Consider the following 22,818-nt stretch of genomic DNA (forward strand, 5'->3'; position numbering starts at 1 on the left):
CCTGGCGCCCGCCCGCCCCAGCCTGTCCTGGGATATTTTCTGCACCGTCGTGGACAACTACGGCGACATCGGCGTCTGCTGGCGCCTGGCCCGGCAACTGGCGGCGGAGCACGGCTTTGCCGTGCGCCTGTGGGTGGACGACCTGGCCAGTTTCGCCCGCCTCTGCCCCGAGTTGCAGGTGCAGCGGGATTGCCAGACGGTGGCCGGCGTCACCGTGCAGCGCTGGGCCAGCGATTTCGCCCAGGTGGAGGCAGCCCAGGTGGTGGTGGAAGCCTTCGCCTGCGAACTGCCGGAAAACTACCTGGCCGCCATGGCCCGGGCGCCCCGGCCGCCGGTGTGGATCAACCTGGAATACCTGACGGCGGAGGACTGGGCCAGCCACTGCCACGGCCTGGCCTCGCCCCACCCGCGCCTGCCCCTGCTCAAGTACTTCTTCTTCCCCGGTTTCGACGCCCGTACCGGCGGCCTGCTGCGGGAACAGGCGCTGATCGGCCAGCGGCAGGACTTCCAGGCCGATCCCCTGGCCCGAAAGGCACTCTGGCAGCGCCTCGGCACCACCCCCACGGCGGCGGAGCGGGTGGTGTCCCTCTTCTGCTACGGCCACCTCCCCGTGGTAAGTCTGCTGGACGCCTGGGCCCAGGCCCCCTCCCCGACCCTGTGCTTCATGCCCCTGGGGCCGGCCCTGCCGGAAGTGACCGCCTGGAGCGGCGGCCGGCTGACCCGGGCCGGAGACCGGCTGCAGGTGGGCTCCCTGCGCCTGGTGCTGATGGACTTCCTGCCCCAGGCCGACTACGACCGGCTGCTGTGGGCCTGCGACCTCAACTTCGTCCGCGGCGAGGATTCCTTCGTCCGCGCCCAATGGGCCGCCCGGCCCCTGGTATGGCAGATCTATCCCCAGGAGGAAAACGCCCACGAGCCCAAGCTGGAGGCCTTCCTCGAAGCCTACAGCGAGGGCCTGGAGACGGCCGCGGCCCAGGCCCTGCGCACCTTCTGGCGCGCCTGGAACGGTCTCGACCCCGCCCAACCCGGAGCCTGCTGGCCCGCATTCGAGCGGCAGCTGCCGACCTTGCTGGCCCACGGCCGCCAATGGAGCGATTTGCAGGAAAATCGCCCGGACCTGGCGGAATCCTTGGCGCGTTTTTGCCGAAACAAGCTATAATCACGCGCTTTATTTTTGGCTTGGGCTTTCGGGTCGCGTTTTAACTTCTTGCGCCCCCTCGCTTCCTTGGCCAGACCCTCAAATTATTTTCCGCAGGATTGACGATGAAGACCGCCCAAGAACTCCGCTCCGGCAACGTGATCATGGTGGGCCCCGAAGCCCTGGTGATCCAGAAGACCGAATACAACAAGTCCGGCCGCAACGCTGCCGTGGTCAAGATGAAGATGAAGAACCTGCTGACCGGCGCCGCCAGCGAAGCAGTGTACAAGGCCGACGAAAAGTTCGAAGTGGTCCAGCTGGATCGCAAGGAAGTGACCTACTCCTACTTCGCCGATCCCATGTACGTCTTCATGGATGCCGACTACAACCAGTTCGACATCGAAGCCGACAACATGACCGACGCCCTCAAGTACCTGGAAGACGGCCTGGCCTGTGAAGTGGTGTTCTACAACGAGAAGGCCATCTCCGTCGAACTGCCCAACTCCGTGGTGCGCGAAGTGACCTACACCGAACCCGCCGTCAAGGGCGATACCTCCGGCAAGGTACTGAAGCCCGCCAAGATCGGCACCGGCTTCGAGCTGATGGTTCCCGCCTTCGTGGAAATCGGCGACAAGATCGAAATCGACACCCGCACCGACGAATACAAGAACCGCGTGAAGTAATCCTTCCCCGGGTTCCAGCAAAAAGGGCTGCCGCGGCAGCCCTTTTTCTTTGCCCACCGGTTGCGGCCATTTCCCCATGCCGGCCCGGGGCGCTTATTCCAAGCCATTCTCCGGCATGGCATCGCCGCAGCCCCCGCCCAGCCTGCCTGTCAGCCCACCCGGCCTTCAGAAGTCCTGCCGCAGGCGCCAGTAGCTGGCAAAACGGGGCAGGCCCGTGCCCGTCAGCTCCCGGTAGCGGTAGGTGACCAGGGCCCCCACGGGCGGCGGCTGACGCCGCTCTGCGGCGGAAAAGCCGGTACCCAGGCTGAACCGGCGGCCATCGGCCATCTCCACCCGCAGCGCCCCCAGCATGCCGGCGTAGCGGCCCTTGCCCGGCAGATGGGCCACCACCCGGGCCTCCGCATCGAGCCAGGGTTTCACCTTGAGCAGCACCTCGCTGCGGCCGGTGACATAGGGCGCATCGGCCCGATGCAGCATCAGGCCTTCGCCACCACCCCGCCGCACTTCCTCCAGCCGGGCCAGCAACTGGGCCCTGTTCGCCAGGCGGAACTGCTCCACCGTCTGCAGCCAGGGCACCCGGGCGCCGGCCACCAGCGCTTGCAGGCGCTGCAGCCGCTCGCTGAAAGCGCCCTCCCCACCCGGCAGTTCGAACACCATGTAACGCACCTGCCGCCATTCGGCGTCGTCCGGCACCTCCCGCCGCACCGTGGCCGAGAGCCGCTCGAAATGGCCGCGCCCGGCCCACAATTCCCCATCCAGGGGCGTGGCCGGCAGCGCCGCGACAAACCAGGCCGGCGCCGCCACCGGGCGGCCGCTGCGAAAGCGCAGCATCTGGCCGTCCCAGACCGCCCTTACCCCGTCCAGCTTTTCACTAACCCAGTAGGCGGCCACGTCCTCCTGGCCGGTGTAGGTTTCGGCCAGGAGCAGGGGCGGCGGCGGAACGGTGGAGGACTGGGCCCACAGCGGGCTCCAGCCAAGGGAGAGAAGCAGGAGCAGCAGGCGGCGGATCATGGTGAATGCTCCCGCCTGGCTGCCCGGTTTCAGGCGAGGCGCCCGGCGGCGGCTACGCCGCGCTGGTAGACCGGATCGGCCTGGAGGTCGGCCCAATCCGGGGAAGACTTTTGAGGCAGCAGGCGCTGCACCCGGGCGGCCCGGACCGGGTCCAGGGCCGGCTGCCAGCGCTCCAGCAACTGGCCCACCGCTTCCGGCGCATTGCACACCAGCAGCATGTCGCAGCCGGCACTCCAGGCCGCCTGGGCCCGGGCCACCACGTCGCCGGCAACGGAGGCCCCCTCCATGGACAGATCGTCGCTGAAAACGACGCCGTCAAACTTCAAGTTAGTTCTTAAATAATTTATCCAGTAATTTGAAAATCCAGCTGATTTTTCGTCGACTACCGGATAAATCACGTGGGCCGGCATGACCGCATCCAGGGCCAGGCGACGGAAGGGTTCCATGTCGGCCAGGACCTTGTCCCAGTCCCGCTCATCCACCGGAATGGCCACGTGGGAGTCGGCCTGGACCCAGCCGTGGCCGGGGAAGTGCTTGCCGCAGCAGCCCATGCCGGCCTGCCTGAGGCCCTGGATCAGGGCGCCGGCCAGTTGCACCACGGCTTCGGGCTGGCGGTGGAAGGAACGGCTGCCGATTACCGTGCTGCGGCCGTAGTCCAGGTCCAGCACCGGAGTGAAGGAGAAATCCACGCCCCGGGCCCGCAGCTCGGCGGCCAGAACATAGCCCAGGTCCTGGGCCGCAGCGATGGCCTCGCCAGGTGCCGCATCCCACAAGGCGCCCAGCTTGCCCATGGCGGGAATGGCCGTGAATCCTGGCCGACAGCGCTGCACCCGGCCGCCTTCGTGGTCGATGGCAATCAGCAACTGGGGACTGCGCAGGGCCTTGACCTCGGCGCAGAGGGCACTGAGCTGCTCCGGGCTTTCGTAATTGCGGCTGAACAGGATGAGGCCGCCCACCAGGGGGTGGGTCAGGCGTTCCCGGTCCAGATCGGTCAGGACCAGGCCCTGGATGTCGATCATCACCGGGCCCGGGGGCAGTTGTCGGGGAGCGTTCATGGCTGGGTCTGTTCCAGAATGACGAAGGCGACGGCGTAATCCTGCTCGTCGCTGAGGGAAAGATGGGCCACCAGCCGGCGCTCGGCCAGCAGGGCGGCAACGGCCGGGGCCAGTTCCAGGACCGGCTTGCCCAGGGCATCGTGGCCGACGCCGATGGCCGGCAGCAGCACCGGGGCCCGGATGCCGGTACCCAGGGCCTTGCCGAAGGCTTCCTTGGCGGCGAAGCGCTTGGCCAGGAAACGGGTCTGGCCGGCCTCGGGCAGACGGGCGAATTCCTCCCGCTCCGCCGGAGTCAGCAGCTTGTCCAGGCTGCGCTCGCCGTGGCGAGCGTAGAACTCGCCGAGACGGGAGACAGCGACGATGTCGGTGCCGATGCCGTGGATCATGTTTTCTTAGCCACTGAGGAGTCCATTTTTAGCCACAGAGGACACAGAGATCACCGAGAAAAACGAAAGCACATAGTTTATTGACCTGAATGCTGAGACCTGAGCGATGAGTCGTCCCACCGAGTTTGCACCGGAGACGGTTCACCCTCTGTGTTCTCTGTGCCCTCTGTGGCTTCGCCTTTACCGCCCCGCCGCACCGAGCAGCAGCTGCTTCATCTCCCGCACCGCTTCCCGCAGGCCGACGAAGACGGCGCGGCTGACGATGGCGTGGCCGATGTGCAGCTCCTTGATGCCCGCCAGGGCGGCGATGGGCTGGACGTTGTAGTAGTTGAGGGCGTGGCCGGCGTTGAAGCGCATGCCGAGACCCCGGATGGCCTCGCCGGCCGCCCGCACCTTGGCCAGTTCGGCCAGCACGGCCGGGCTTTCCTCATCCCGCCCCTGGTTGTAGAAGGCGTGGGCGTAGGGGCCGGTGTGGATTTCGCAGACCTTGGCGCCGATGCGGGCGGCCGCTTCCACCTGGGGCAGTTCGGCATCGATGAAGACGCTGGTGACGATGCCGGCATCGGCCAGGCGGGCCACCACGTCCTTCAGACGGGCTTCCTGGCCGGCTACATCGAGACCGCCTTCGGTGGTCACCTCGTGGCGGCCTTCGGGCACCAGCATGGCCATTTCGGGCTTGAGGCGGCAGGCGATGCCCACCATTTCGTCGGTGGCCGCCATTTCCAGGTTGAGCTTGATCTGGGTGGTGAGCTTGAGGCGCTCCACGTCCTGGTCGCAGATGTGGCGGCGGTCTTCCCGCAGGTGCACGGTGATGCCGTCGGCCCCGCCCAGCTGGGCTTCCACGGCGGCCCACACCGGGTCCGGTTCGTAGGTGCGGCGGGCCTGGCGGATGGTGGCCACGTGGTCGATATTGACGCCGAGTTCGATGCTCATGGTGTTAAACCTCAATATTCCTGCTGCAAAGTGTCGACTTCAGGGTAGCCGCCGAGAAGCGTCTGCCTCAGAGTTCCTGCAACTCCCGGAAAATCTTCCGGGTCTCCAACTGCTTGCCGTCCAGGTAATGGGCCATCAAAGCCCGCATCAGCTGCTTGGCCTCAGCCAGGGAACGGGTATCGGAAAAATCCTCGTGGGCCAGGTCCAGCAGGGTCTTGCCCGACACCGAGAGGGCCGAATCGCCGGGCCGGGACAAGCGTACCGGCCCCCGCTCGATCTGGTAGGCATAGTGGCCGGCGCTTTCCACCGCCCTGCCCTCCGCATCCGTGGCCAGGGTCAGGCCATAGCCCAGTTCCTGCAACAGGGATTTTTCGAAGCGGCGCAGGTCCGCCTCCTGCACGCCGTCGGCAAAGCAGCGCAGGGTTTCGGCATAGGCGGCGTAGAGGGCTTCGTGGGCGTCTTCCCGGGGCAGCAGGTGCAGCAGCAGTTCGTTCAGATAATAGCCGCAAAAAAGGGCGTGGCCGGCCAGCAGCGGCTGGCCGCCCTGCCATTCGGCCTTCATCAGGGTCAGCACTTCGCCCTTGCCTGCCCAGGAGACCTCCAGGGGCTGGAAACCCAGCAGCAGGCCGCGGATGGCGGAACGAGGCCGTCGGGCGCCCCGGGCCAGCAGGGCCACCCGGCCGAAATCCCGGGTGAAGGCCTCGACGATGAGGCTGGTTTCCCGAAAGGGATAGGTATGGAGGACGTAGGCGGGCTGGCCGTCTACCTTTTGCCGTTGCATGGCGAAAGCCCGAAGGGGAGGAAAAGACGCTTACTCGTAGCCCAGGCTGCGCAGCAGGCGCTCGTCGTCGTTCCAGCCGGACTTCACCTTGACCCACACTTCCAGGTAGACCTTGCCGTCGAACAGCTTTTCCATGTCCTGGCGGGCCTCGGTGGCGATGCGCTTGATGGTCTCGCCGCCTTTGCCGATGACGATGGCCTTGTGGCCATCCCGGTCCACCACGATGGCGGCGTAGATGCGGCGCAGATTGCCTTCCACCTCGAACTTCTCGATTTCCACCGTGGTGGAATACGGCAGTTCGTCGCCCAGCAGGCGGAACAGCTTTTCCCGGATGTATTCGGAAGCCAGGAACCGCTCGCTGCGGTCGGTCAGTTCGTCCTCGGCAAACAGCAGTTCTTCATGGGGCAGATACTGGCGGGCTTCGGCCAGCAGTTGCTCCAGCTGCTTGCCCTTGGTGGCGGAAACCGGCACCACGGCGGTGAAACTGCGCTCGGCGGTGACTGCGGCCAGGAAAGGCAGCAGCTTTTCCTTCTCGGCGATCTTGTCCACCTTGTTCACCACCAGGATCACCGGCCGGTCTTCCGGCAACAGCTTGAGCACGGCCTTGTCCTTGGCGTCAAAACGGCCGGCCTCGACCACGAACAGCACCACGTCCACATCCGCCAGGGTCTGGGTCACGCCCCGGTTCATGGCCCGGTTGAGGGCGTTGGTGTGTTCGGTCTGGAAGCCCGGGGTGTCGACGAAGACGAACTGGGCATCGTCGTTGGTGAGGATGCCGGTGATGCGGTGGCGGGTGGTCTGGGCCTTGCGGGAGACGATGGAAATCTTCTCCCCCACCAGGCGGTTGAGCAGGGTGGACTTGCCCACGTTGGGGCGGCCGACAATGGCCACGTAGCCGGAACGGATTTGCTTTTCGGTATTCATGCTTTGAGTTTCTCCAGAGCCCGCGAGGCGGCCTCCTGTTCGGCAGCGCGGCGACTGCTGCCCTGACCTTCGGTTTGCAGGGCGGCAGAGGCAACCTCGCACAGCACCCTGAACTGCTGCAGGTGGGCCTGGCCGTCGGTGGCCGCCAGGGTATAGACCGGCAAGGGCTGGCGCCGCGCTTGCAGGAATTCCTGCAGGCGGGTCTTGGGGTCCTTGATCGGCTGATCGGGAGCGATGGCGTCCAGCTTGGCCGTAAACAGGTTGCCCACCACGACCTTGGCACGGTCGAAGCCCGCATCCAGGTAAACGGCGCCAAACAGGGCCTCCAGGGCATCGGCCAGGATCGACGGGCGGGTATGGCCACCGCTCTTCAACTCCCCTTCTCCGAGCCGCAACTGTTCCCCCAGATCCAGCCCCAGGGCCAGTTCGTGGAGGGTATCCTTCTTCACCAGATTGGCCCGCAGCCGGGACAGGTCGCCCTCGGGCAGCTGGGGGAAACGCTCGAACAGGAGGTGGGCGACGACGCAGTTGAGGATGCTGTCGCCGAGGAATTCCAGGCGCTCGTTATGGGGCGAACTGTGGCTGCGGTGGGTCAGTGCCGTGCGCAGCAGGGAGGGATCGGCAAATTCATGGCCCAGGCGACGGGAAAACGCGGCCTGGGGAGCCGTCAAACGGATTTTCTCAGTCACCCTTGCCCTTGTTGCTGCCTTTGAAGTCGATATACAGGCTGACCGGACCAGCCAGGGGAATCTTCTTGGCGTAGGAGAAGGAAATCACCACGTCATTGCCATCCTTGGAGATTTCCAGGTCAGCAGCGGTAATGGCGGAAATGCTGTCCACGTCGGCACGCCGATCGAAGGCCTTGCGCACGTCGCTGACCGTGGCCCCGTTAAGCTGCCCGCCGGAAGACATGGCTTTCAGGTTCTGCACAATTTTCTGGTATTCGATCACGGCCGGCACCACCTTCATGCCAAACACCGCCACCACCACCAGGATGACAGCCCACATCAGCAACCCGGAAAGACTCACCCCCCGTTGATGCTTACTCAGCATTGCGCTCTCCCGTAACTCAGTTGAAACGGCCGATGCGGCTCAGGTCGTTGAAATTGAACCAGATGAAAAAAGCCTTGCCGACGATGTTCTCGTCGGGGACGAAACCCCAGGCCCGGCTATCCCGGCTGTTGTCCCGGTTGTCGCCCATGACGAAGTAGTGTCCCGGCGGCACCGTACAGATGACGCCCGCGTTATTGTAAATACAATTCTCCCGGCCCGGAAACTGGGAGGCGTCGCGGATGAAGGCCGGCGCATCGTCGTCGTTGAGGAAGCGGTGGTCCACCGCCCCCAGGACTTCGCTGTACTGCTTGGAGTAGTACAGCCGCTCCGAATGCAGGAAATCGTCCTGGGGCTGGATGTCCAGGGGCTTGCCGTTGATGGACAGGCGCTTGTTCTGATAAGCCACCTTGTCGCCCGGCACCCCGACCACCCGCTTGATGTAATCCAGGGACGGATCCTCAGGGAAACGGAACACCATGACTTCGCCGCGCTGGGGCTGGCTCACCTCGATGATCTTCTTGTTGATCACCGGCAGGCGGATGCCGTAGGTGTATTTGTTCACCAGGATGAAATCGCCCACCAGCAGGGTCGGAATCATGGAGCCCGAGGGAATCTTGAAGGGCTCGACCACGAAGGAGCGCAGGCCGAACACCACCAGGATCACCGGGAAAAAGCCGGCACCGTATTCCACCCACCAGGGGTCCTTGGCTCCAGCCGGGCGCCGCTTGGCCAGCCACAGGGAATCCACGGCCCAGATGGCGCCGCTGGCCAGCAGCAGCAGGAAGAGGATCAGAGCGAAATTCAAGACGATGTCCTTTACTTGCTATCGACGCGCAGCACGGCGAGGAAGGCTTCCTGGGGAATCTCCACACTGCCCACCTGCTTCATGCGCTTCTTGCCGGCCTTCTGCTTCTCCAGCAGCTTCTTCTTCCGGGTGATGTCGCCGCCGTAACACTTGGCCAGCACGTCCTTGCGCATGGCCTTGACGTTTTCCCGGGCGATGATGTTGGAGCCGATGGCGGCCTGGATGGCCACTTCGTACATCTGGCGCGGAATCAGCTCGCGCATCTTGGCCGCCAGTTCCCGGCCCCGGTAGGGAGCGTTGGCCCGGTGCACGATGATGGACAGGGCATCCACCTTTTCGCTGTTGATGAGGATGTCCACCTTGACCACGTCGGCAGCCCGGTATTCCTTGAACTCGTAGTCCAGGGAGGCATAACCCCTGGAGACGGACTTCAGCTTGTCGAAGAAATCCATCACCACTTCGGCCATGGGCATTTCATAGACCAGCTTCACCTGGCGGCCGTGGTAGTGCATGTCCACCTGGTTGCCGCGCTTGGCGTTGCACAGGGTGATGACGCTGCCCAGATAGTCCTGGGGCACAAAAATGGTGGCCGTGATGATGGGTTCGCGGATTTCATCGAACTTGCCCACTTCCGGCAGCTTGGAGGGGTTCTCCACCTGGACCACGGAACCGTCCCGCATCACCACTTCATAAACCACGGTGGGCGCGGTGGTGATCAGGTCCTGGTCGAATTCCCGCTCCAGGCGCTCCTGCACGATTTCCATGTGCAGCAGGCCGAGGAAGCCGCAGCGGAAGCCGAAGCCCAGGGCCTGGGAGACTTCCGGCTCAAACTGCAGGGAAGCATCGTTGAGGCGCAGCTTCTCCAGGGAGTCGCGCAACTGGTCGTACTGGTTGGATTCCACCGGGTAGAGGCCGGCGAACACCTGGGGCTTGATTTCCTTGAAGCCGGGCAGCGCCTCGGCGGCGGGACGCTCCACCAGGGTGACGGTGTCGCCCACCTTGGCGGCATGCAGTTCCTTGATGCCGGAAATGATGAAACCCACCTGTCCGGCCCGCAGTTCGTTGCGCGCCAGGGACTTGGGGGTGAACACGCCGACCTGTTCGCACAGATGCACGGCGCCGGTAGACATCAGGCGAATCTTGTCCTTGGGCTTGAGCACCCCGTCCACGACACGGACCAGCATCACCACGCCGACGTAGTTGTCGAACCAGGAGTCAATCAGCAGGGCCTTCAGCGGCGCCTCGGGGTCGCCGACGGGAGGCGGGATCTTGGCGATCACCGCTTCCAGGATATCCTCCACCCCCAGGCCGGTCTTGGCCGAGGCCAGGACGGCATCCGTGGCGTCGATGCCGATGACGTCCTCGATTTCCTGACGGGCACCATCCGGGTTGGCCGACGGCAGGTCGATCTTGTTCAGCACCGGCACCACCTCCACCCCCAGGTCCAGGGCCGTATAGCAGTTGGCCACGGTCTGGGCTTCCACGCCCTGGGAGGCATCCACCACCAGCAGGGCGCCTTCGCAGGCGGAGAGGGAGCGGGAGACTTCATAGGAGAAGTCCACGTGCCCCGGGGTGTCGATCAGGTTCAGGTTATAGACCTGGCCGTCCCGCGCCTTGTAACTGAGGGCGGCCGTCTGGGCCTTGATGGTGATGCCGCGCTCCCGCTCCAGGTCCATGGAGTCGAGCACCTGGGCTTCCATTTCCCGGTCGGAAAGGCCGCCACAGAGGTGGATGATGCGGTCGGCCAGGGTGGATTTGCCGTGGTCGATGTGGGCGATGATGGAAAAATTGCGGATGTGTTGCATATGGTAAAAAGGGTGCTGTGCAGCACCCTTTTGAATTTGGCCGGAAAGCGCGGATTCTAGCGGATTTTGGCCAAAACTTCACGGACTGCTGCCTCGTCCAGGAAGTAGTGGCAAATCTCTTCGCCGCCATGCAGCAACACGGGCACCAGTTCGCCCCAGCGCTGCTCCAGGGACTCGTCCTCGTCCACATCGATCACCTCGACGGCGGCGCCATATTCGTCGGCAATCGGTGCCAGGGCCGCCTCCATGTCATGGCACAGATGGCAATAGACCCGCCCCAGGAGCTGCAGGACAGGCCTGGTCTGCAGCATCGGCTCAGTTGCCACCATTGAGCCCCTTGACCGTGACGAAGGTCTGCATGTCGCCCCGGCGGATGAGCAAGGTCACGTTGGCACCCTTGTCGAACTGGGCCAACAGCCGGTTGAACTGCTCCGTCGAACGCAGTTCGCTGGTAACTCCCTTGCTGATGAGGGCCAGGATGATGTCCCCGGGCCGCAGCTCGGAGCGGGCCGCAGCACCCCGCACGTCCTCGACCAGCAGGCCGCCGGCCACCTTCAGCTCGCGCCGCTGCTCGGCCGACAACTCCGACACCACCAGGCCCAGGCGATTCACCTGGGGCTCGACAGCCTTGCCTTTCTTGGCCGCCTTGCCATCGGCCTTGTCGTCCGCCGGCATTTCGGCCACGGTCAGGGTCAGGTCCCGGGCTGCGCCCTTGCGCCAGACCTGCAGGGACACCCGGGAACCGGGCCGGGTGGCGCCCACCAATCGCGGCAGGTCGCTGGAAGCGCCCACGGCCTTGCCGTCGAAACGGAGGATCACATCGCCCGCCTCGACCCCGGCCTTTTCTGCCGGACCACCCGGCTCCACCGCATTGACGATGGCGCCGGCGGGCTTGGCCAGGCCGAAGGAATCGGCCAGTTCCTTGGTCACTTCCTGGATCACCACACCGATACGCCCCCGGCTGACCTTGCCCGAAGCCCGCAGCTGACCCTGGATGTCCATGGCCACATCGATGGGAATGGCGAAGGCGATTCCCTGGTAACCGCCGGAGCGGCTGTAGATCTGGGAATTGATGCCCACCACCTCGCCCTTCATGTTGAACAGGGGGCCGCCCGAATTGCCGGGATTGATGGCCACGTCGGTCTGGATGAAGGGAACGTAGTTCTCCTGGGGCAGGGAGCGCCCCTTGGCACTGACGATGCCGGCCGTCACCGAATTGTCAAAGCCGAAAGGGGAACCGATAGCCACCACCCACTCCCCTACCCTCAGCCCGGCCGGGTCGCCGAAGCGGACCGCAGGCAGGTTGCTGGCCTCGATCTTGATCAGGGCCACATCGGTGCGCTTGTCGGCGCCGATCACCTTGGCCCGGAATTCCCGCTTGTCGGTCAGGCGCACGGTGATTTCGTCGGCCTGGTCTACCACGTGGGCGTTGGTCAGCACGTAGCCGTCACCGCTGATGATGAAGCCGGACCCCAGGGACTTGCTCTCGAACTCCCGGGGCACGGCGCCGCCGGGCTGCCCCTGGCCGAAGGGGCCGGAAGGCCCGAAGCGGCGGAAGAAATCGAACAGGGGGTCGTCCTCGTCGAAGGGGAATGGCATGACTCCCCGCTTCTGCCGCACCACCTGGGTGGTGCTGATGTTGACCACCGTATTGCCGTATTTTTCCACCAGGTCGGCAAAGTCGGGCAGGCCCCGGCTATCGGCAGCCTGGGCGACTGCTGCAAGGCAGCAGAGATACAGGAGGACGACAAGACGTTTCATGGCAGAGCGACTCCTGGACATGGGGATACCTCAGAGACGTTGGCGGATGACGGGCTGAAAGCGAGGGGACTGGACATCCCTGGCCTGCAGGCGACGCGCCAGGAACCAGGCCAGGAGCCCTCCGAACAGGGCGCCTGCGGCAGCAGCCGCGTCCCGGGCCCCGGGCATGAGCGCGGCGCCGGCCACGGCGCCGAGCACCAGCAACGCCAGGGGCAGCAGGTAGAGCACCAGGACGCTGTGGGAGACGGCCCCGTCCGGCACCCCCACCACTACCTTCTCGCCCACCTTCACACCCAGCGGATTGAGTACGCGAAAGTGGCGCGGCCCGTGACAGAAAAGCTGGGAGGCATTGTTGCCGCCGCAACCGCCCTGCTCATGGCAGCGCCCGCAACCGCCCTGACTGGCCTCCACCAGGGCATAGTCGCCTTCCAGCGCCGTCACGGTTGCTTGGGTTTCAATCATGGGGAAAGCTCAAACATGTGGGAAAAGGAATTTTGCCCGCCTTTGCACCAGGCCATCACGGCTGACGGAGCCCCGGACCGGAGAAGGAATCCGGCGGCGAAAGCGCTACAGCCTACCAGCGCCGGTCGGGAGTGGTGTCGAGCAGGGGACGCAGCTTGGTCGCCACCGCCTCCCGGGCCCGGAAGATGCGGGAACGGATGGTGCCGATGGGACAATCCATGATCTTGGCGATTTCTTCGTAGCTCAGGCCTTCAAGCTCCCGCAGCATGATGGCGGTACGCAGTTCTTCCGGCAGGGCATCCATGGCCGCATTCACCGTCTCGCCGATCTGCTTGGAGAGCAGCAGATTCTCCGGCGTGTTGATGTCCCGCAGCTGCTCGCCGTCATCGAAGGTTTCCGCCTCTTCGGAGTCGAACTCGGTGGAAGTGGGCGCCCGGCGGCCCTGGGCCACCAGATAGTTCTTGGCCGTATTGATGCCGATACGGTACAGCCAGGTGTAGAACGCGCTGTCGCCGCGGAAGGAAGGCAAGGCCCGGTAAGCCTTGATGAAGGCTTCCTGGGCCACGTCTTCCACCTCGGCCGGGTCACGGATGAATCGGGACAGGAGGCGGCCCAGTTTGCGCTGGTACTTGGCCACCAGCAGCTCGAAGGCCTTTTTGTCGCCGGATTGCGCCCGCTCGACCAGCTTTTGGTCAATCTCGCGTTCGCTCATGCTGTATGAATACCTTTGTAAGGATTAGGGGTGATGGCGGAAAAGCGCCTCATCGCGCTCCATCGCACACCACAGGCAGCCGAAGTATAACGCAAGCCACGCCGGGCCACGACCCACCCGCCCCGTGGGGAAATCCCGTAAGCCGCCGCGAGCCACCAGCCCGGATGCGGCAACGGCCGGCCTACAAGCCCCGGCGCCCCTCTCGTGCTATAGTTGTCAGCCCTACGGTCCCCGCGGTCCAGTTCGGTCGCGGATGCAAGCCGCACACCAAGAAAGCGCATCGTGGTCCAGCATTTTGACGTACTCATCATCGGCAGCGGCCTGGCAGGACAGTCCGCCGCCCTTCGCCTGGCGGACACCCACAAGGTCGGCCTCATCAGCAAGCGCAGCCTGGAAGACAGTGCCAGCGCCTGGGCCCAGGGCGGCATTGCCGCCGTGCTGGACAGCCAGGATTCCATCGAAGCCCACATCCGCGACACCTTCGAAGCCGGCGGCCACCTCAACGGCGCCAAGGCCACCCGCTACGTCGTCGAAAACGGGCGGCGGGCCATCGACTGGCTGATCGAGCAGGGCGTCCCCTTCACCAAGGACGAAAAGGGCTACCACCTGACCCGGGAAGGCGGCCACAGCACCCGCCGGGTCATCCATGTGGCAGATGCCACCGGCCTGGCGGTACAGGACACCCTGACGCGCAAGGTGCGCCAGCATCCCAACATCACGGTGCTGGAACAGCACATCGCCATCGACCTCATCACCGGCGCCAAGCTGGGCCTGCCTGAGCAGCGCTGCTACGGCGCCTATGCCCTGGACACCCGCAGCGGCGAAGTCAGCACCATCGGCGCCCAGGCCACCATGATTGCCACCGGCGGCGCCGGCAAGGTCTATCTCTACACCACCAATCCGGACACCTCCACCGGTGACGGCATTGCCATGGCCTGGCGGGCCGGATGCCGGGTGGCCAACATGGAATTCATCCAGTTCCATCCCACCTGCCTTTACCACCCCCAGGCCAAATCCTTCCTCATTTCCGAGGCAGTGCGGGGCGAAGGCGGCATTCTGCGCCTGCCGGACGGCACCCGCTTCATGCCCGACCATGACCCGCGGGCGGAACTGGCGCCGCGGGACGTGGTGGCCCGGGCCATCGACTTCGAGATGAAAAAGCGGGGCCTGGATTGCGTCTTCCTGGACATTTCCCACAAGCCCAAGGAATTCCTGCTGGAGCACTTCCCCAACATCCACGCCCGTTGCCTGGAACTGGGCATCGACATCAGCAAGGACCCGATCCCGGTGGTGCCGGCCGCCCACTACACCTGCGGCGGCATCATCACCGACCTCAAGGCCCGCACCGACATCGCCGGCCTCTACGCTGCCGGCGAAGCCTCCTGCTCCGGCCTGCACGGCGCCAACCGTCTCGCCTCAAACTCCCTGCTGGAATGCGTGGTCTTCTCCGAAGCGGCCGTGGCCGACATCAAGGCCCAGCCCAAGGTCGCCATCCCTGCCCTGCCCCAGTGGGATGAAAGCCGGGTTTCCGACCCGGATGAGGAAATCGTCATTTCCCACAACTGGGATGAACTGCGCCGCTTCATGTGGGACTACGTCGGCATCGTGCGCACCACCAAGCGCCTGCAGCGGGCCCAGCACCGCATCCGCCTGCTGATGCGGGAAATCAACGAGTTCTACACCCACTTCCGGGTCAGCCACGACCTCATCGAACTGCGCAATCTGGTGGTGACGGCCGACCTGATCGTCCGCTGCGCCCTCAAACGCAAGGAAAGCCGCGGCCTGCACTTCAGCCGCGACTACCCCGGCCTGCTACCCAAGCCGCGCAACACCATCCTCAGAAAATCCCGTCGTCCCTGAATTTGGCCCGCCAGCCCAGCCACACCCGCAGCTGGCGGAACGACGCCTCATCGGCCAGGCTGTCCGCCAGCAGGCACACGGCATGGGGACGGGACCAGGACCCGTCCTCCTGCTCCAGGCGATAGCGCAGCACCACCAGATGACGCCAGCAAGTCCCCGGCAGCAACCGCAGCCGGGGACTTTCCTTTTCCCCCTGGCCCCAGGCCAGCTCCCCCTTCTGCCCCAGGCGTACCCAGGCTGGATGCCGCCCATAGTGGCGCCACAGGGTGAAGGCCAGGGAAACGAGCAGCAAGGCCAGCAGGCCAAGCGTCGCCCAGATATTCCAGCCCAAAATGAAAACGCCGCCAGAAGCGGCGGCGTGCAAGGCAACGAACAGCATTGCCAGGCGGCGGGAGGGTTGCAGTTGCAGAAGCAGCGGCAACCTCATCCCGTTGGTCTCGGTCAGATGCGCTTGAACACCAGGGAACCGTTGGTGCCGCCGAAGCCGAAGTTGTTCTTCAGGGCCACGTCGATCTTCATTTCCCGAGCCGTGTTGGCACAGTAGTCCAGATCACATTCCGGATCCTGCTCGAAAATGTTGATGGTGGGCGGGGAAACCTGGTGATGCACCGCCAGGACGCTGAAGATGGACTCGATGCCGCCGGCGCCGCCCAGCAGGTGGCCGGTCATGGACTTGGTGGAATTCACCACCAGGCCCTTGGCGGCATCGCCGAAGGCCAGCTTGATGGCATCGGTTTCGTTCTTGTCGCCCAGGGGCGTGGAAGTACCATGGGCATTCAGGTACTGCACCTGGTCCGGGTTCACGCCGGCATTACGCAGGGCATTGAGCATGGAACGCTTCGGGCCATCAGTGCTGGGAGCGGTCATGTGGTAAGCATCGCCGCTCATGCCGTAGCCTGCCAGCTCCGCATAAATGCGGGCGCCCCGGGCCTTGGCGTGCTCATACTCTTCCAGCACCATGGCGCCGCCACCCTCGCCCAGCACGAAGCCGTCACGATCCTTGTCCCAGGGCCGGCTGGCGGTGGTGGGATCGTCATTGCGGGTGGACAGGGCCCGGGCAGCGCAGAAGCCGCCCATGCCCAGGGGGGTCACGGTGGACTCGGCACCGCCGGCAATCATCACGTCGGCATCGCCGTACTCGATGAGGCGGGCAGCTTCGCCGATGTTGTGGGTGCCGGTGGTACAGGCGGTCACCACGGCGATATTGGGACCCTTGTAGCCATACAGGATGGACAGGTTGCCGGAGATCATGTTGATGATCGAACCGGGAACGAAAAAGGGGGAAATCTTGCGCACACCGCCGGCGATGTAATCGTCCTTGGTGTTCTCGATCAGGGGCAGGCCACCGATGCCGGAACCGATCGCCACGCCGATGCGCTCCGCATCGACCGGATTGGCTTCAAGCCCGGCATCCTTGATGGCCTGGATGCCGGCCGCCATGCCGTAATGGATGAAGGTATCCATGCGGCGGGCGTCCTTGGCGGAAATGTAGGTGCCGATATCGAAGTTCTTCACTTCCCCGGCAATGCGGGTGGGGAAAGTGGATGCATCGAACTTGGTGATGGCAGTAATACCGGAGCGACCGGCCAGGAGGTTTTGCCAAGCTTCTTCAACGCTGTTACCGACCGGGGAAACAAGCCCCAGCCCGGTGATGACGACGCGACGACGTGCCAACTTTAGCTCCGGAAAGAATGAGGGGAGAGGTGATACAGAATACTGCAGAAGGGCGGGCTCCCTGCATCAATGCTGGACCGGCGCCACGAAGGCGCCGGTTGGCAGGGAAGTCCCGTACCCGGGTGATTACTTCTTGTGGGACAGAACGTAATCGATGGCTTGTTGCACGGTGGTGATCTTCTCGGCGTCTTCGTCGGGGATCTCGGTCTCGAATTCTTCTTCGAGGGCCATCACCAGCTCGACGGTATCCAGAGAGTCGGCACCCAGGTCATCCACAAAGGAGGACTCGGTCTTGATGTCGGCTTCGTTGACGCCCAGTTGCTCGGCAACGATCTTCTTAACGCGCTGTTCCAGGTTTTCCATTCAGGACTCCTTCCCTGTTATCGGGTATCAGACAAACTTGCTTATTTTACCAAAACGCCCCGCGCTTACAAAACGCGGGATCCTCAGGCGGAAAACCGCCATTAATCCATATACATACCGCCGTTGACATGGATGGTGCTGCCGGTCACGTAGCCTGCGGCCGGGGAGGCCAGGAAGGCTACGGCGGCGGCGATGTCCTCCGGGCTGCCGAGGCGGCCCAGGGGAATGTTACCCAGCAAACCTTCTTTCTGCTTGTCGTCCAGAGCCTTGGTCATGTCGGTATCGATGAAGCCAGGGGCGACACAGTTGACCGTGATGTTGCGGCTGCCCAGCTCCCGGGCCAGGGAACGGGTCATGCCGGAAACGCCGGCCTTGGCCGCGCAGTAATTGGCCTGCCCCGGATTGCCGGCATGGCCGACCACGGAAGTGATATTGATGATGCGGCCGGCGCGGGCCTTCATCATGCCGCGCATGACGGCCTTGGAAAGGCGGAAGACGGCCTTCAGGTTGGTGTCGATGACCGCATCCCACTCGTCGTCCTTCATGCGCATGGCCAGGTTGTCCCGGGTGATGCCGGCATTGTTGACGAGAATGGAGACTGCGCCGAACTCCTTTTCCAGAGCGGCGATCAGAGCATCCACCTGGGCTTGGTCACGCACTTCGAGGAGCGCACCGCGCCCCTTGGCACCGGCCTCGGCGAGGTAGGCAGAAATCTTGCCGGCGCCGTCTTCGCTGGTGGCGGTGCCAACCACGGTGGCACCCAGGCGGGCCAGTTCCAGAGCCACTGCCTTGCCGATACCCCGGGAAGCACCGGTAACGAGGGCAATTTGTCCTTGCAGCATGGTTTTACTCCAGGTTGATATTGGCTTCGATGGCAGCCAGGTCGGCCAGGGCCACACCATTGACGCCATCGGCACAGCGCTTGGTCAGGCCGGACAGCACCTTGCCGGGACCGCATTCTGCCACCACGGTGACGCCCATGGCAGCCATTTTCTGGATCGTCTCGACCCAGCGCACCGGATTATAGGCCTGACGCACCAGGGCATCGCGAATGCGGGCAGGATCGTTTTCCACGGCCACATCCACGTTATTGACCACGGGAATACGGGGCGCCTGCAATTCCAGTTCCGCCAGGCGCGCAGCCAGCTTGTCGGCGGCCGGACGGATCAGGGAGGAATGGAACGGGGCGGACACCGGCAGGGCCACGGCGCGCTTGGCGCCCTTGGTCTTGCACACTTCCATGGCCCGTTCCACGGCGGCCTTGTGGCCGGCGATGACGGTCTGGCCGGCAGCGTTGAAATTGACCGGTTCCACCACCTCGCCCTGGGCCGCTTCGGCACAGGCGGCACGGATGCCGTCGTCGTCCAGGCCGAGAATGGCGGCCATGGCGCCGGTGCCAAGAGGCACGGCCTCCTGCATGGCGGCGGCCCGCAGCCGCACCAGGGGCACGGCGTCCTTGAACTGCAGTACGCCGGCAGCCACCAGGGCGGAATACTCACCCAGACTGTGGCCGGCGACAACGGCCGGCACCTTGCCACCCTTGTCCAGCCACAGGCGCCAGGCGGCGATGCCGGCGGTCAGCATGACAGGCTGGGTATTCACCGTCTGGGACAGCACTTCGGCCGGACCTTCGGCCACCATCTGCCACAGGTCTTCGCCCAAGGCGGCGGATGCTTCATCGAACGTGGCACGGACCACGGCGGAGTCGCCGTAGGCCGCCATCATGCCGACTGCCTGGGAACCTTGACCGGGAAATACGAACGCAAAAGCCATGGGAATTAACCTCTGAGAGCTTGAATGCAGTTAGAACTGGAACAGCACGGCGCCCCAGGTGAAGCCGCCGCCGACGCCTTCCAGCAGCACCTTCTGTCCGCGCTGGATGCGTCCGTCGCGCACTGCCGTATCCAGCGCCAGGGGCACGGATGCAGCGGAAGTATTGCCGTGGCGGTCCACGGTCACCACCACCTTGTCGCTGGGGATGCCCAGCTTCTTGCCGGTGGAATCGATGATGCGCAGATTGGCCTGGTGCGGCACCAGCCAATCCACATCGGAAGTCGCCACCCCGGCGGCCGCGCAGGTCTCGGCCGCCACGTCGGCAAGGACGCGCACGGCGAACTTGAACACGGCCTGGCCATCCATGCGCAGGAAGGGATCGCCGATCACCGCACCGCCGGCCACATTGCCGGGCACCGAAAGAATGCCATGGTGGCTGCCGTCGGCATGCAGGGCGGTGGCAAGGATGCCGGGTGCATCGGAGGCTTCCAGCACCACGGCACCGGCGCCGTCGCCGAAGAGCACGCAGGTACCCCGGTCGTTCCAGTCCAGGATGCGGGAGAAAACTTCGGCGCCAACCACCAGTGCCTTCTTGTGGGAGCCGGAGCGGACGAACTTCTCCGCAATACTCAGCGCATAGACAAAGCCGGCGCAGACGGCCTGCACGTCGAAGCAGGTTGCCCCCTTGTTGCCCAGTTTGCTCTGCAGCAGACAGGCGGTGCTGGGGAAGATGAAATCGGGAGTGGAGGTGGCGACGATGATCAGGTCCAGTTCGGCCGCATCCACGCCGGCCATCTCCAGAGCCCGGCGAGCCGCTTCGAAACCGAGATCGCTGGAGGTCTGGCCGGGTTCCGCCAGGTGCCGATTACGAATACCGGTACGGGTGGCAATCCATTCGTCGCTGGTATCGACCCCGCGGGCCACCAGATCGTCGTTGCTCACGGCCTGGGCCGGCAGATAGCTGCCGACCCCGGTAATCTTGGCATACATATTAGGCAGACTCCTGGGCCGCTACGGCAGCCGCTTGAGAGGAACTGGAAACGTGACGGGCAACCTGGTCGGCAATGCGGCTCAACACCTGCCCCCTTGCTTCCTCGGCAGCCCGTTCGATGGCGTGGCGGAAACCGTAGGCATCGGCCGAGCCATGGCTCTTGACGACGATGCCCTTGAGCCCGAGCAGGCTGGCACCGTTGTAGCGACGATGATCGACGCGGCGCTTGAAGCCCTTGAGCACCGGTAGCGCCAGAAGGGCAACCAGCTTGGTAAAGAGGTTGCGTCCAAACTCCTGCCGCAGGAAGGTGGACAACATCTGGGCCAGGCCTTCGGACGTCTTGAGGGCCACGTTGCCGACAAAGCCGTCACAAACCACGACTTCGGCCTCACCCTTGTACACGCCATCACCTTCGACGTTACCGATGAAGTTGAGACCCGAATTGCGCAGCAACTCGGCGGCCTGCTTGACCACCTCATTGCCCTTGATGTCTTCTTCGCCGATGTTGAGAATGCCCACCGTCGGCTGCTCGCGGTGATCCACGGCGGCCACCAGCATGGCCCCCATGATGCCGAACTGCAGCAGGTGCTCCGGCGAGCAGTCCACGTTGGCCCCCATGTCCAGCACATGGACATGGCCCTTGACCGTAGGCAGCACGGCGCAGATGGCAGGCCGGTCGATACCGGGCAACATTTTCAGAACGAAACGGGAAATGGCCATCAGGGCCCCCGTATTGCCGGCGGAAATACAGGCGTCCGCCTCCCCTTCCTTGACCAGGTTGATGGCAACCCGCATGGAAGAGTCTTTTTTGTTGCGCAGGGCCAGAGCTGGCGGCTCGTCCATGGCCACCACTTCGGACGCATGGCGGATGGCGACCCGTTCCGGCACGGGAGCAGGCAGGATCGCCCGGAGTTTTTCCTCCAGGCCGACCAAAATGACACGGGCGTCCGCGTTGCAGCTCAAGAAGTCGAGCGCAGCCGGCACGGTGACGTTGGGACCGTGGTCCCCGCCCATGCAATCGATAGCAATGGTGATTCCCATCCGAGGACTCGAATTGGGTAAAAGAAAAGGCAGGCAGTCCTCCCCTCGCGGGGAACTGCCTGCCTCGTCTAAGGGGATTACTCGCCCTTAGCCTTGGTGACCTTCTTGCCGCGGTAGAAACCGTTGGGGCTGATGTGGTGACGCAGGTGCACTTCGCCGGTGGTGGGTTCAACGGCGGTAGCGGGGGTGGTCAGGAAGTCGTGGGAACGATGCATGCCACGCTTGGACGGGGACTTTTTGTTCTGTTGAACGGCCATAACTAGCTCCTAAAAAATCATTAAGCCTTACCCTTGAGGCCGGCAAGCACGGCGAAGGGAGATTCCTTCACCGATTTCTCGCCGCCTCCGGGGAGGCTGCAACTATCGTGACGCGGCACCACCGGCAGGGCGAGAATGACCTCGTCCTCGATCAGCGCCAGTACATCGAGTTTCTTTTCCGCCGGGAGAAAGTCCCTGGAATCATCTTCCAGATCCTCCTGGGTCAGATCGGCCTCACTTTCCACCAACTCGAGTACGGACTCGACGTGAAGCGGAAAATCCAGGCGCTCCATGCAGCGCTGACAACGCAGCGGCACGAAGCCATCCAACTGCAGCAGCAACTGGGGCTTGCCCAGCGCGCCGATCCGGCCGGTAAGCCGGTAGTGCACAGTACCGCTGACTTCCGTCAGCAGATCATGCACCCGGGGCATGTCGGCCATGGCGAGATCACCTTCCAAACGACGGGCGTCACGCGCAAAAGCCAGACTATCGATCACAACCTGTTGCGACATAAGGCGCGGATGATATTATTTTCGGCTTTGCATGTCAAAGAAAAACGCGGGCCGAAATTAGGGTTTCAACAACAAAGGCAAAGACTTATCCGCGTTTTTTACCGCACCGCCTCATTCCCCCTCATGGGCAGCGCTTTTCTGCCCGAATTCACCTCTCCATTTCTAATGCCCACACTGCCCCAGCCCGCCCTGATTCTGGCTTCCACCTCTCCTTTTCGCCGGGAACTCCTGGCCCGCCTGCGCCTGCCCTTTGCCACGGAAAACCCAGCAGTAGACGAAACCCCGCTCGCAGGCGAGAGCCCGGAGCAGACCGCACTGCGCCTTTCCGAAGCCAAGGCCAGAGCCGTGGCTGCCCAACACCCCGATGCACTGATCATCGGCAGCGACCAGGTGGCCTGCCTGGATGGGCAGGTTTTCGGCAAACCGGGCAACCATGAGCGCGCCGTGGCACAACTGCAGCAGATGCGGGGGCGCACGGTTAACTTCTATACCGGCCTGTGCCTCTACAACAGCAGTACCGGTCGCACCCAGGTCCGGGGCATCCCGACCCTGGTCACCTTCCGCCAGCTGAGCGACGGCGAGATCGAGCGCTACCTGCGCGCCGAGACTCCCTACAACTGCGCCGGCAGCGCCAAGGCCGAAGGGCTGGGCATCAGCCTCATCGCCAAAATGGAGGGGGACGATCCCAACGCCCTCATCGGACTGCCCCTGATCGCCCTCTGCGACATGCTGAGAGCCGAAGCCTTCCCTATTCTTTAAGGACGCATCGCCATGAGCGCCCCCCAGCCCCTCCCTCGCGGCACCCTCTTCCTGATTCCGGTGCCTCTGGGTCCCACCC

General features: G+C 64.2%; 27 protein-coding genes. 4 read left to right on the forward strand and 23 right to left on the reverse strand.

The window, feature by feature from the left end; genetic code table 11:
* Position 1 precedes the first annotated feature (1 nt).
* Positions 2-1,159: an elongation factor P maturation arginine rhamnosyltransferase EarP gene (gene earP, locus AC1RTA_RS13280; RefSeq protein ID WP_492784962.1), complete on the forward strand. Its 1,158-nt coding sequence runs from the start codon at positions 2-4 to the stop codon at positions 1,157-1,159.
* A gap of 104 nt (positions 1,160-1,263) precedes the next feature.
* Positions 1,264-1,821: an elongation factor P gene (gene efp, locus AC1RTA_RS13285; protein ID WP_014237519.1), complete on the forward strand. Its 558-nt coding sequence runs from the start codon at positions 1,264-1,266 to the stop codon at positions 1,819-1,821.
* Positions 1,822-1,986: 165 nt separating this feature from the next.
* Here efp and AC1RTA_RS13290 read toward each other — a convergent pair whose 3' ends face one another.
* From AC1RTA_RS13290 to rpoE, 14 genes are all read right to left on the reverse strand, one after another.
* The gene (locus tag AC1RTA_RS13290; protein WP_492784963.1) at positions 1,987-2,832 is read right to left on the reverse strand and encodes a DNA ligase; all 846 of its coding nucleotides are present in this window, start codon (positions 2,830-2,832) and stop codon (positions 1,987-1,989) included.
* A 29-nt stretch (positions 2,833-2,861) separates the two neighbouring features.
* Entirely contained in the window at positions 2,862-3,887 is a 1,026-nt protein-coding gene (nagZ, locus tag AC1RTA_RS13295; RefSeq protein WP_492784964.1) for a beta-N-acetylhexosaminidase, read from the reverse strand.
* A complete protein-coding gene (acpS, locus tag AC1RTA_RS13300; protein WP_014237516.1) occupies positions 3,884-4,273 on the reverse strand; it encodes a holo-ACP synthase in 390 nt (129 codons plus the stop codon). Before acpS ends, nagZ begins: the two co-directional genes overlap by 4 nt.
* Positions 4,274-4,453: 180 nt before the next feature.
* Positions 4,454-5,206: a pyridoxine 5'-phosphate synthase gene (locus tag AC1RTA_RS13305; RefSeq protein ID WP_492784965.1), complete on the reverse strand. Its 753-nt coding sequence runs from the start codon at positions 5,204-5,206 to the stop codon at positions 4,454-4,456.
* Positions 5,207-5,273: 67 nt separating this feature from the next.
* Complete coding sequence (recO, locus tag AC1RTA_RS13310) at positions 5,274-5,987, reverse strand: DNA repair protein RecO (protein WP_130458491.1); 714 nt, start codon at positions 5,985-5,987, stop codon at positions 5,274-5,276.
* Positions 5,988-6,017: 30 nt separating this feature from the next.
* The gene (era, locus tag AC1RTA_RS13315; protein ID WP_014237513.1) at positions 6,018-6,911 is read right to left on the reverse strand and encodes a GTPase Era; all 894 of its coding nucleotides are present in this window, start codon (positions 6,909-6,911) and stop codon (positions 6,018-6,020) included.
* Positions 6,908-7,582, reverse strand: coding sequence for a ribonuclease III (gene rnc, locus AC1RTA_RS13320; protein WP_492784966.1), 675 nt, complete (start codon positions 7,580-7,582; stop codon positions 6,908-6,910). The genes era and rnc overlap by 4 nt, the downstream gene beginning before the upstream one ends.
* A 10-nt stretch (positions 7,583-7,592) precedes the next feature.
* A complete protein-coding gene (locus tag AC1RTA_RS13325) occupies positions 7,593-7,919 on the reverse strand; it encodes a DUF4845 domain-containing protein (protein ID WP_492784967.1) in 327 nt (108 codons plus the stop codon).
* A gap of 61 nt (positions 7,920-7,980) precedes the next feature.
* Positions 7,981-8,769, reverse strand: a complete 789-nt coding sequence (gene lepB / locus AC1RTA_RS13330) for a signal peptidase I (RefSeq protein WP_014237510.1) — start codon at positions 8,767-8,769, stop codon at positions 7,981-7,983.
* A gap of 11 nt (positions 8,770-8,780) precedes the next feature.
* Positions 8,781-10,574, reverse strand: coding sequence for a translation elongation factor 4 (lepA, locus tag AC1RTA_RS13335; protein ID WP_014237509.1), 1,794 nt, complete (start codon positions 10,572-10,574; stop codon positions 8,781-8,783).
* A 56-nt stretch (positions 10,575-10,630) separates the two neighbouring features.
* Entirely contained in the window at positions 10,631-10,885 is a 255-nt protein-coding gene (locus AC1RTA_RS13340; RefSeq protein WP_043798165.1) for a glutaredoxin family protein, read from the reverse strand.
* A 4-nt stretch (positions 10,886-10,889) separates the two neighbouring features.
* Positions 10,890-12,335 carry a DegQ family serine endoprotease gene (locus tag AC1RTA_RS13345; RefSeq protein ID WP_492784968.1) on the reverse strand — a complete coding sequence of 482 codons (1,446 nt, stop codon included), beginning with the start codon at positions 12,333-12,335 and terminating at the stop codon, positions 10,890-10,892.
* A gap of 30 nt (positions 12,336-12,365) precedes the next feature.
* Positions 12,366-12,797: a SoxR reducing system RseC family protein gene (locus tag AC1RTA_RS13350; RefSeq protein WP_492784969.1), complete on the reverse strand. Its 432-nt coding sequence runs from the start codon at positions 12,795-12,797 to the stop codon at positions 12,366-12,368.
* A 112-nt stretch (positions 12,798-12,909) separates the two neighbouring features.
* Complete coding sequence (rpoE, locus tag AC1RTA_RS13355; RefSeq protein ID WP_014237505.1) at positions 12,910-13,509, reverse strand: RNA polymerase sigma factor RpoE; 600 nt, start codon at positions 13,507-13,509, stop codon at positions 12,910-12,912.
* Between the two features lie 282 nt (positions 13,510-13,791).
* On the opposite strand from rpoE, the gene nadB reads away from it, so the two are divergent.
* On the forward strand, positions 13,792-15,369 hold the full coding sequence (gene nadB, locus AC1RTA_RS13360; RefSeq protein WP_130458485.1) for an L-aspartate oxidase: 1,578 nt from the start codon (positions 13,792-13,794) through the stop codon (positions 15,367-15,369).
* Here the strand turns inward: nadB and AC1RTA_RS13365 are convergent.
* From AC1RTA_RS13365 to AC1RTA_RS13405, 9 genes are all read right to left on the reverse strand, one after another.
* Positions 15,347-15,796 carry a protein YgfX gene (locus AC1RTA_RS13365; RefSeq protein ID WP_492784970.1) on the reverse strand — a complete coding sequence of 150 codons (450 nt, stop codon included), beginning with the start codon at positions 15,794-15,796 and terminating at the stop codon, positions 15,347-15,349. The genes nadB and AC1RTA_RS13365 overlap by 23 nt on opposite strands.
* A gap of 14 nt (positions 15,797-15,810) precedes the next feature.
* Positions 15,811-17,043, reverse strand: coding sequence for a beta-ketoacyl-ACP synthase II (gene fabF, locus AC1RTA_RS13370; protein ID WP_014237502.1), 1,233 nt, complete (start codon positions 17,041-17,043; stop codon positions 15,811-15,813).
* Between the two features lie 126 nt (positions 17,044-17,169).
* Entirely contained in the window at positions 17,170-17,406 is a 237-nt protein-coding gene (gene acpP / locus AC1RTA_RS13375) for an acyl carrier protein (RefSeq protein WP_014237501.1), read from the reverse strand.
* Positions 17,407-17,507: 101 nt separating this feature from the next.
* Positions 17,508-18,248 (reverse strand): 3-oxoacyl-ACP reductase FabG, encoded by a 741-nt coding sequence (gene fabG, locus AC1RTA_RS13380; protein ID WP_130458482.1) that lies wholly within the window; start codon positions 18,246-18,248, stop codon positions 17,508-17,510.
* 4 nt (positions 18,249-18,252) lie between these two features.
* Positions 18,253-19,179, reverse strand: a complete 927-nt coding sequence (fabD, locus tag AC1RTA_RS13385) for an ACP S-malonyltransferase (protein WP_492784971.1) — start codon at positions 19,177-19,179, stop codon at positions 18,253-18,255.
* Positions 19,180-19,209: 30 nt separating this feature from the next.
* Positions 19,210-20,169: a beta-ketoacyl-ACP synthase III gene (locus AC1RTA_RS13390; RefSeq protein WP_014237498.1), complete on the reverse strand. Its 960-nt coding sequence runs from the start codon at positions 20,167-20,169 to the stop codon at positions 19,210-19,212.
* Position 20,170: 1 nt separating this feature from the next.
* A complete protein-coding gene (gene plsX, locus AC1RTA_RS13395) occupies positions 20,171-21,211 on the reverse strand; it encodes a phosphate acyltransferase PlsX (RefSeq protein WP_492784972.1) in 1,041 nt (346 codons plus the stop codon).
* A 77-nt stretch (positions 21,212-21,288) separates the two neighbouring features.
* On the reverse strand, positions 21,289-21,468 hold the full coding sequence (rpmF, locus tag AC1RTA_RS13400; protein WP_014237496.1) for a 50S ribosomal protein L32: 180 nt from the start codon (positions 21,466-21,468) through the stop codon (positions 21,289-21,291).
* Between the two features lie 20 nt (positions 21,469-21,488).
* Positions 21,489-21,965: a YceD family protein gene (locus tag AC1RTA_RS13405; protein WP_492784973.1), complete on the reverse strand. Its 477-nt coding sequence runs from the start codon at positions 21,963-21,965 to the stop codon at positions 21,489-21,491.
* A gap of 180 nt (positions 21,966-22,145) precedes the next feature.
* On the opposite strand from AC1RTA_RS13405, the gene AC1RTA_RS13410 reads away from it, so the two are divergent.
* Positions 22,146-22,739, forward strand: a complete 594-nt coding sequence (locus AC1RTA_RS13410) for a Maf family nucleotide pyrophosphatase (protein ID WP_205230001.1) — start codon at positions 22,146-22,148, stop codon at positions 22,737-22,739.
* Positions 22,740-22,818: the final 79 nt, after the last annotated feature.

The sequence above is a fragment of the Azospira sp. MPR-E4 genome, assembly GCF_058809645.1.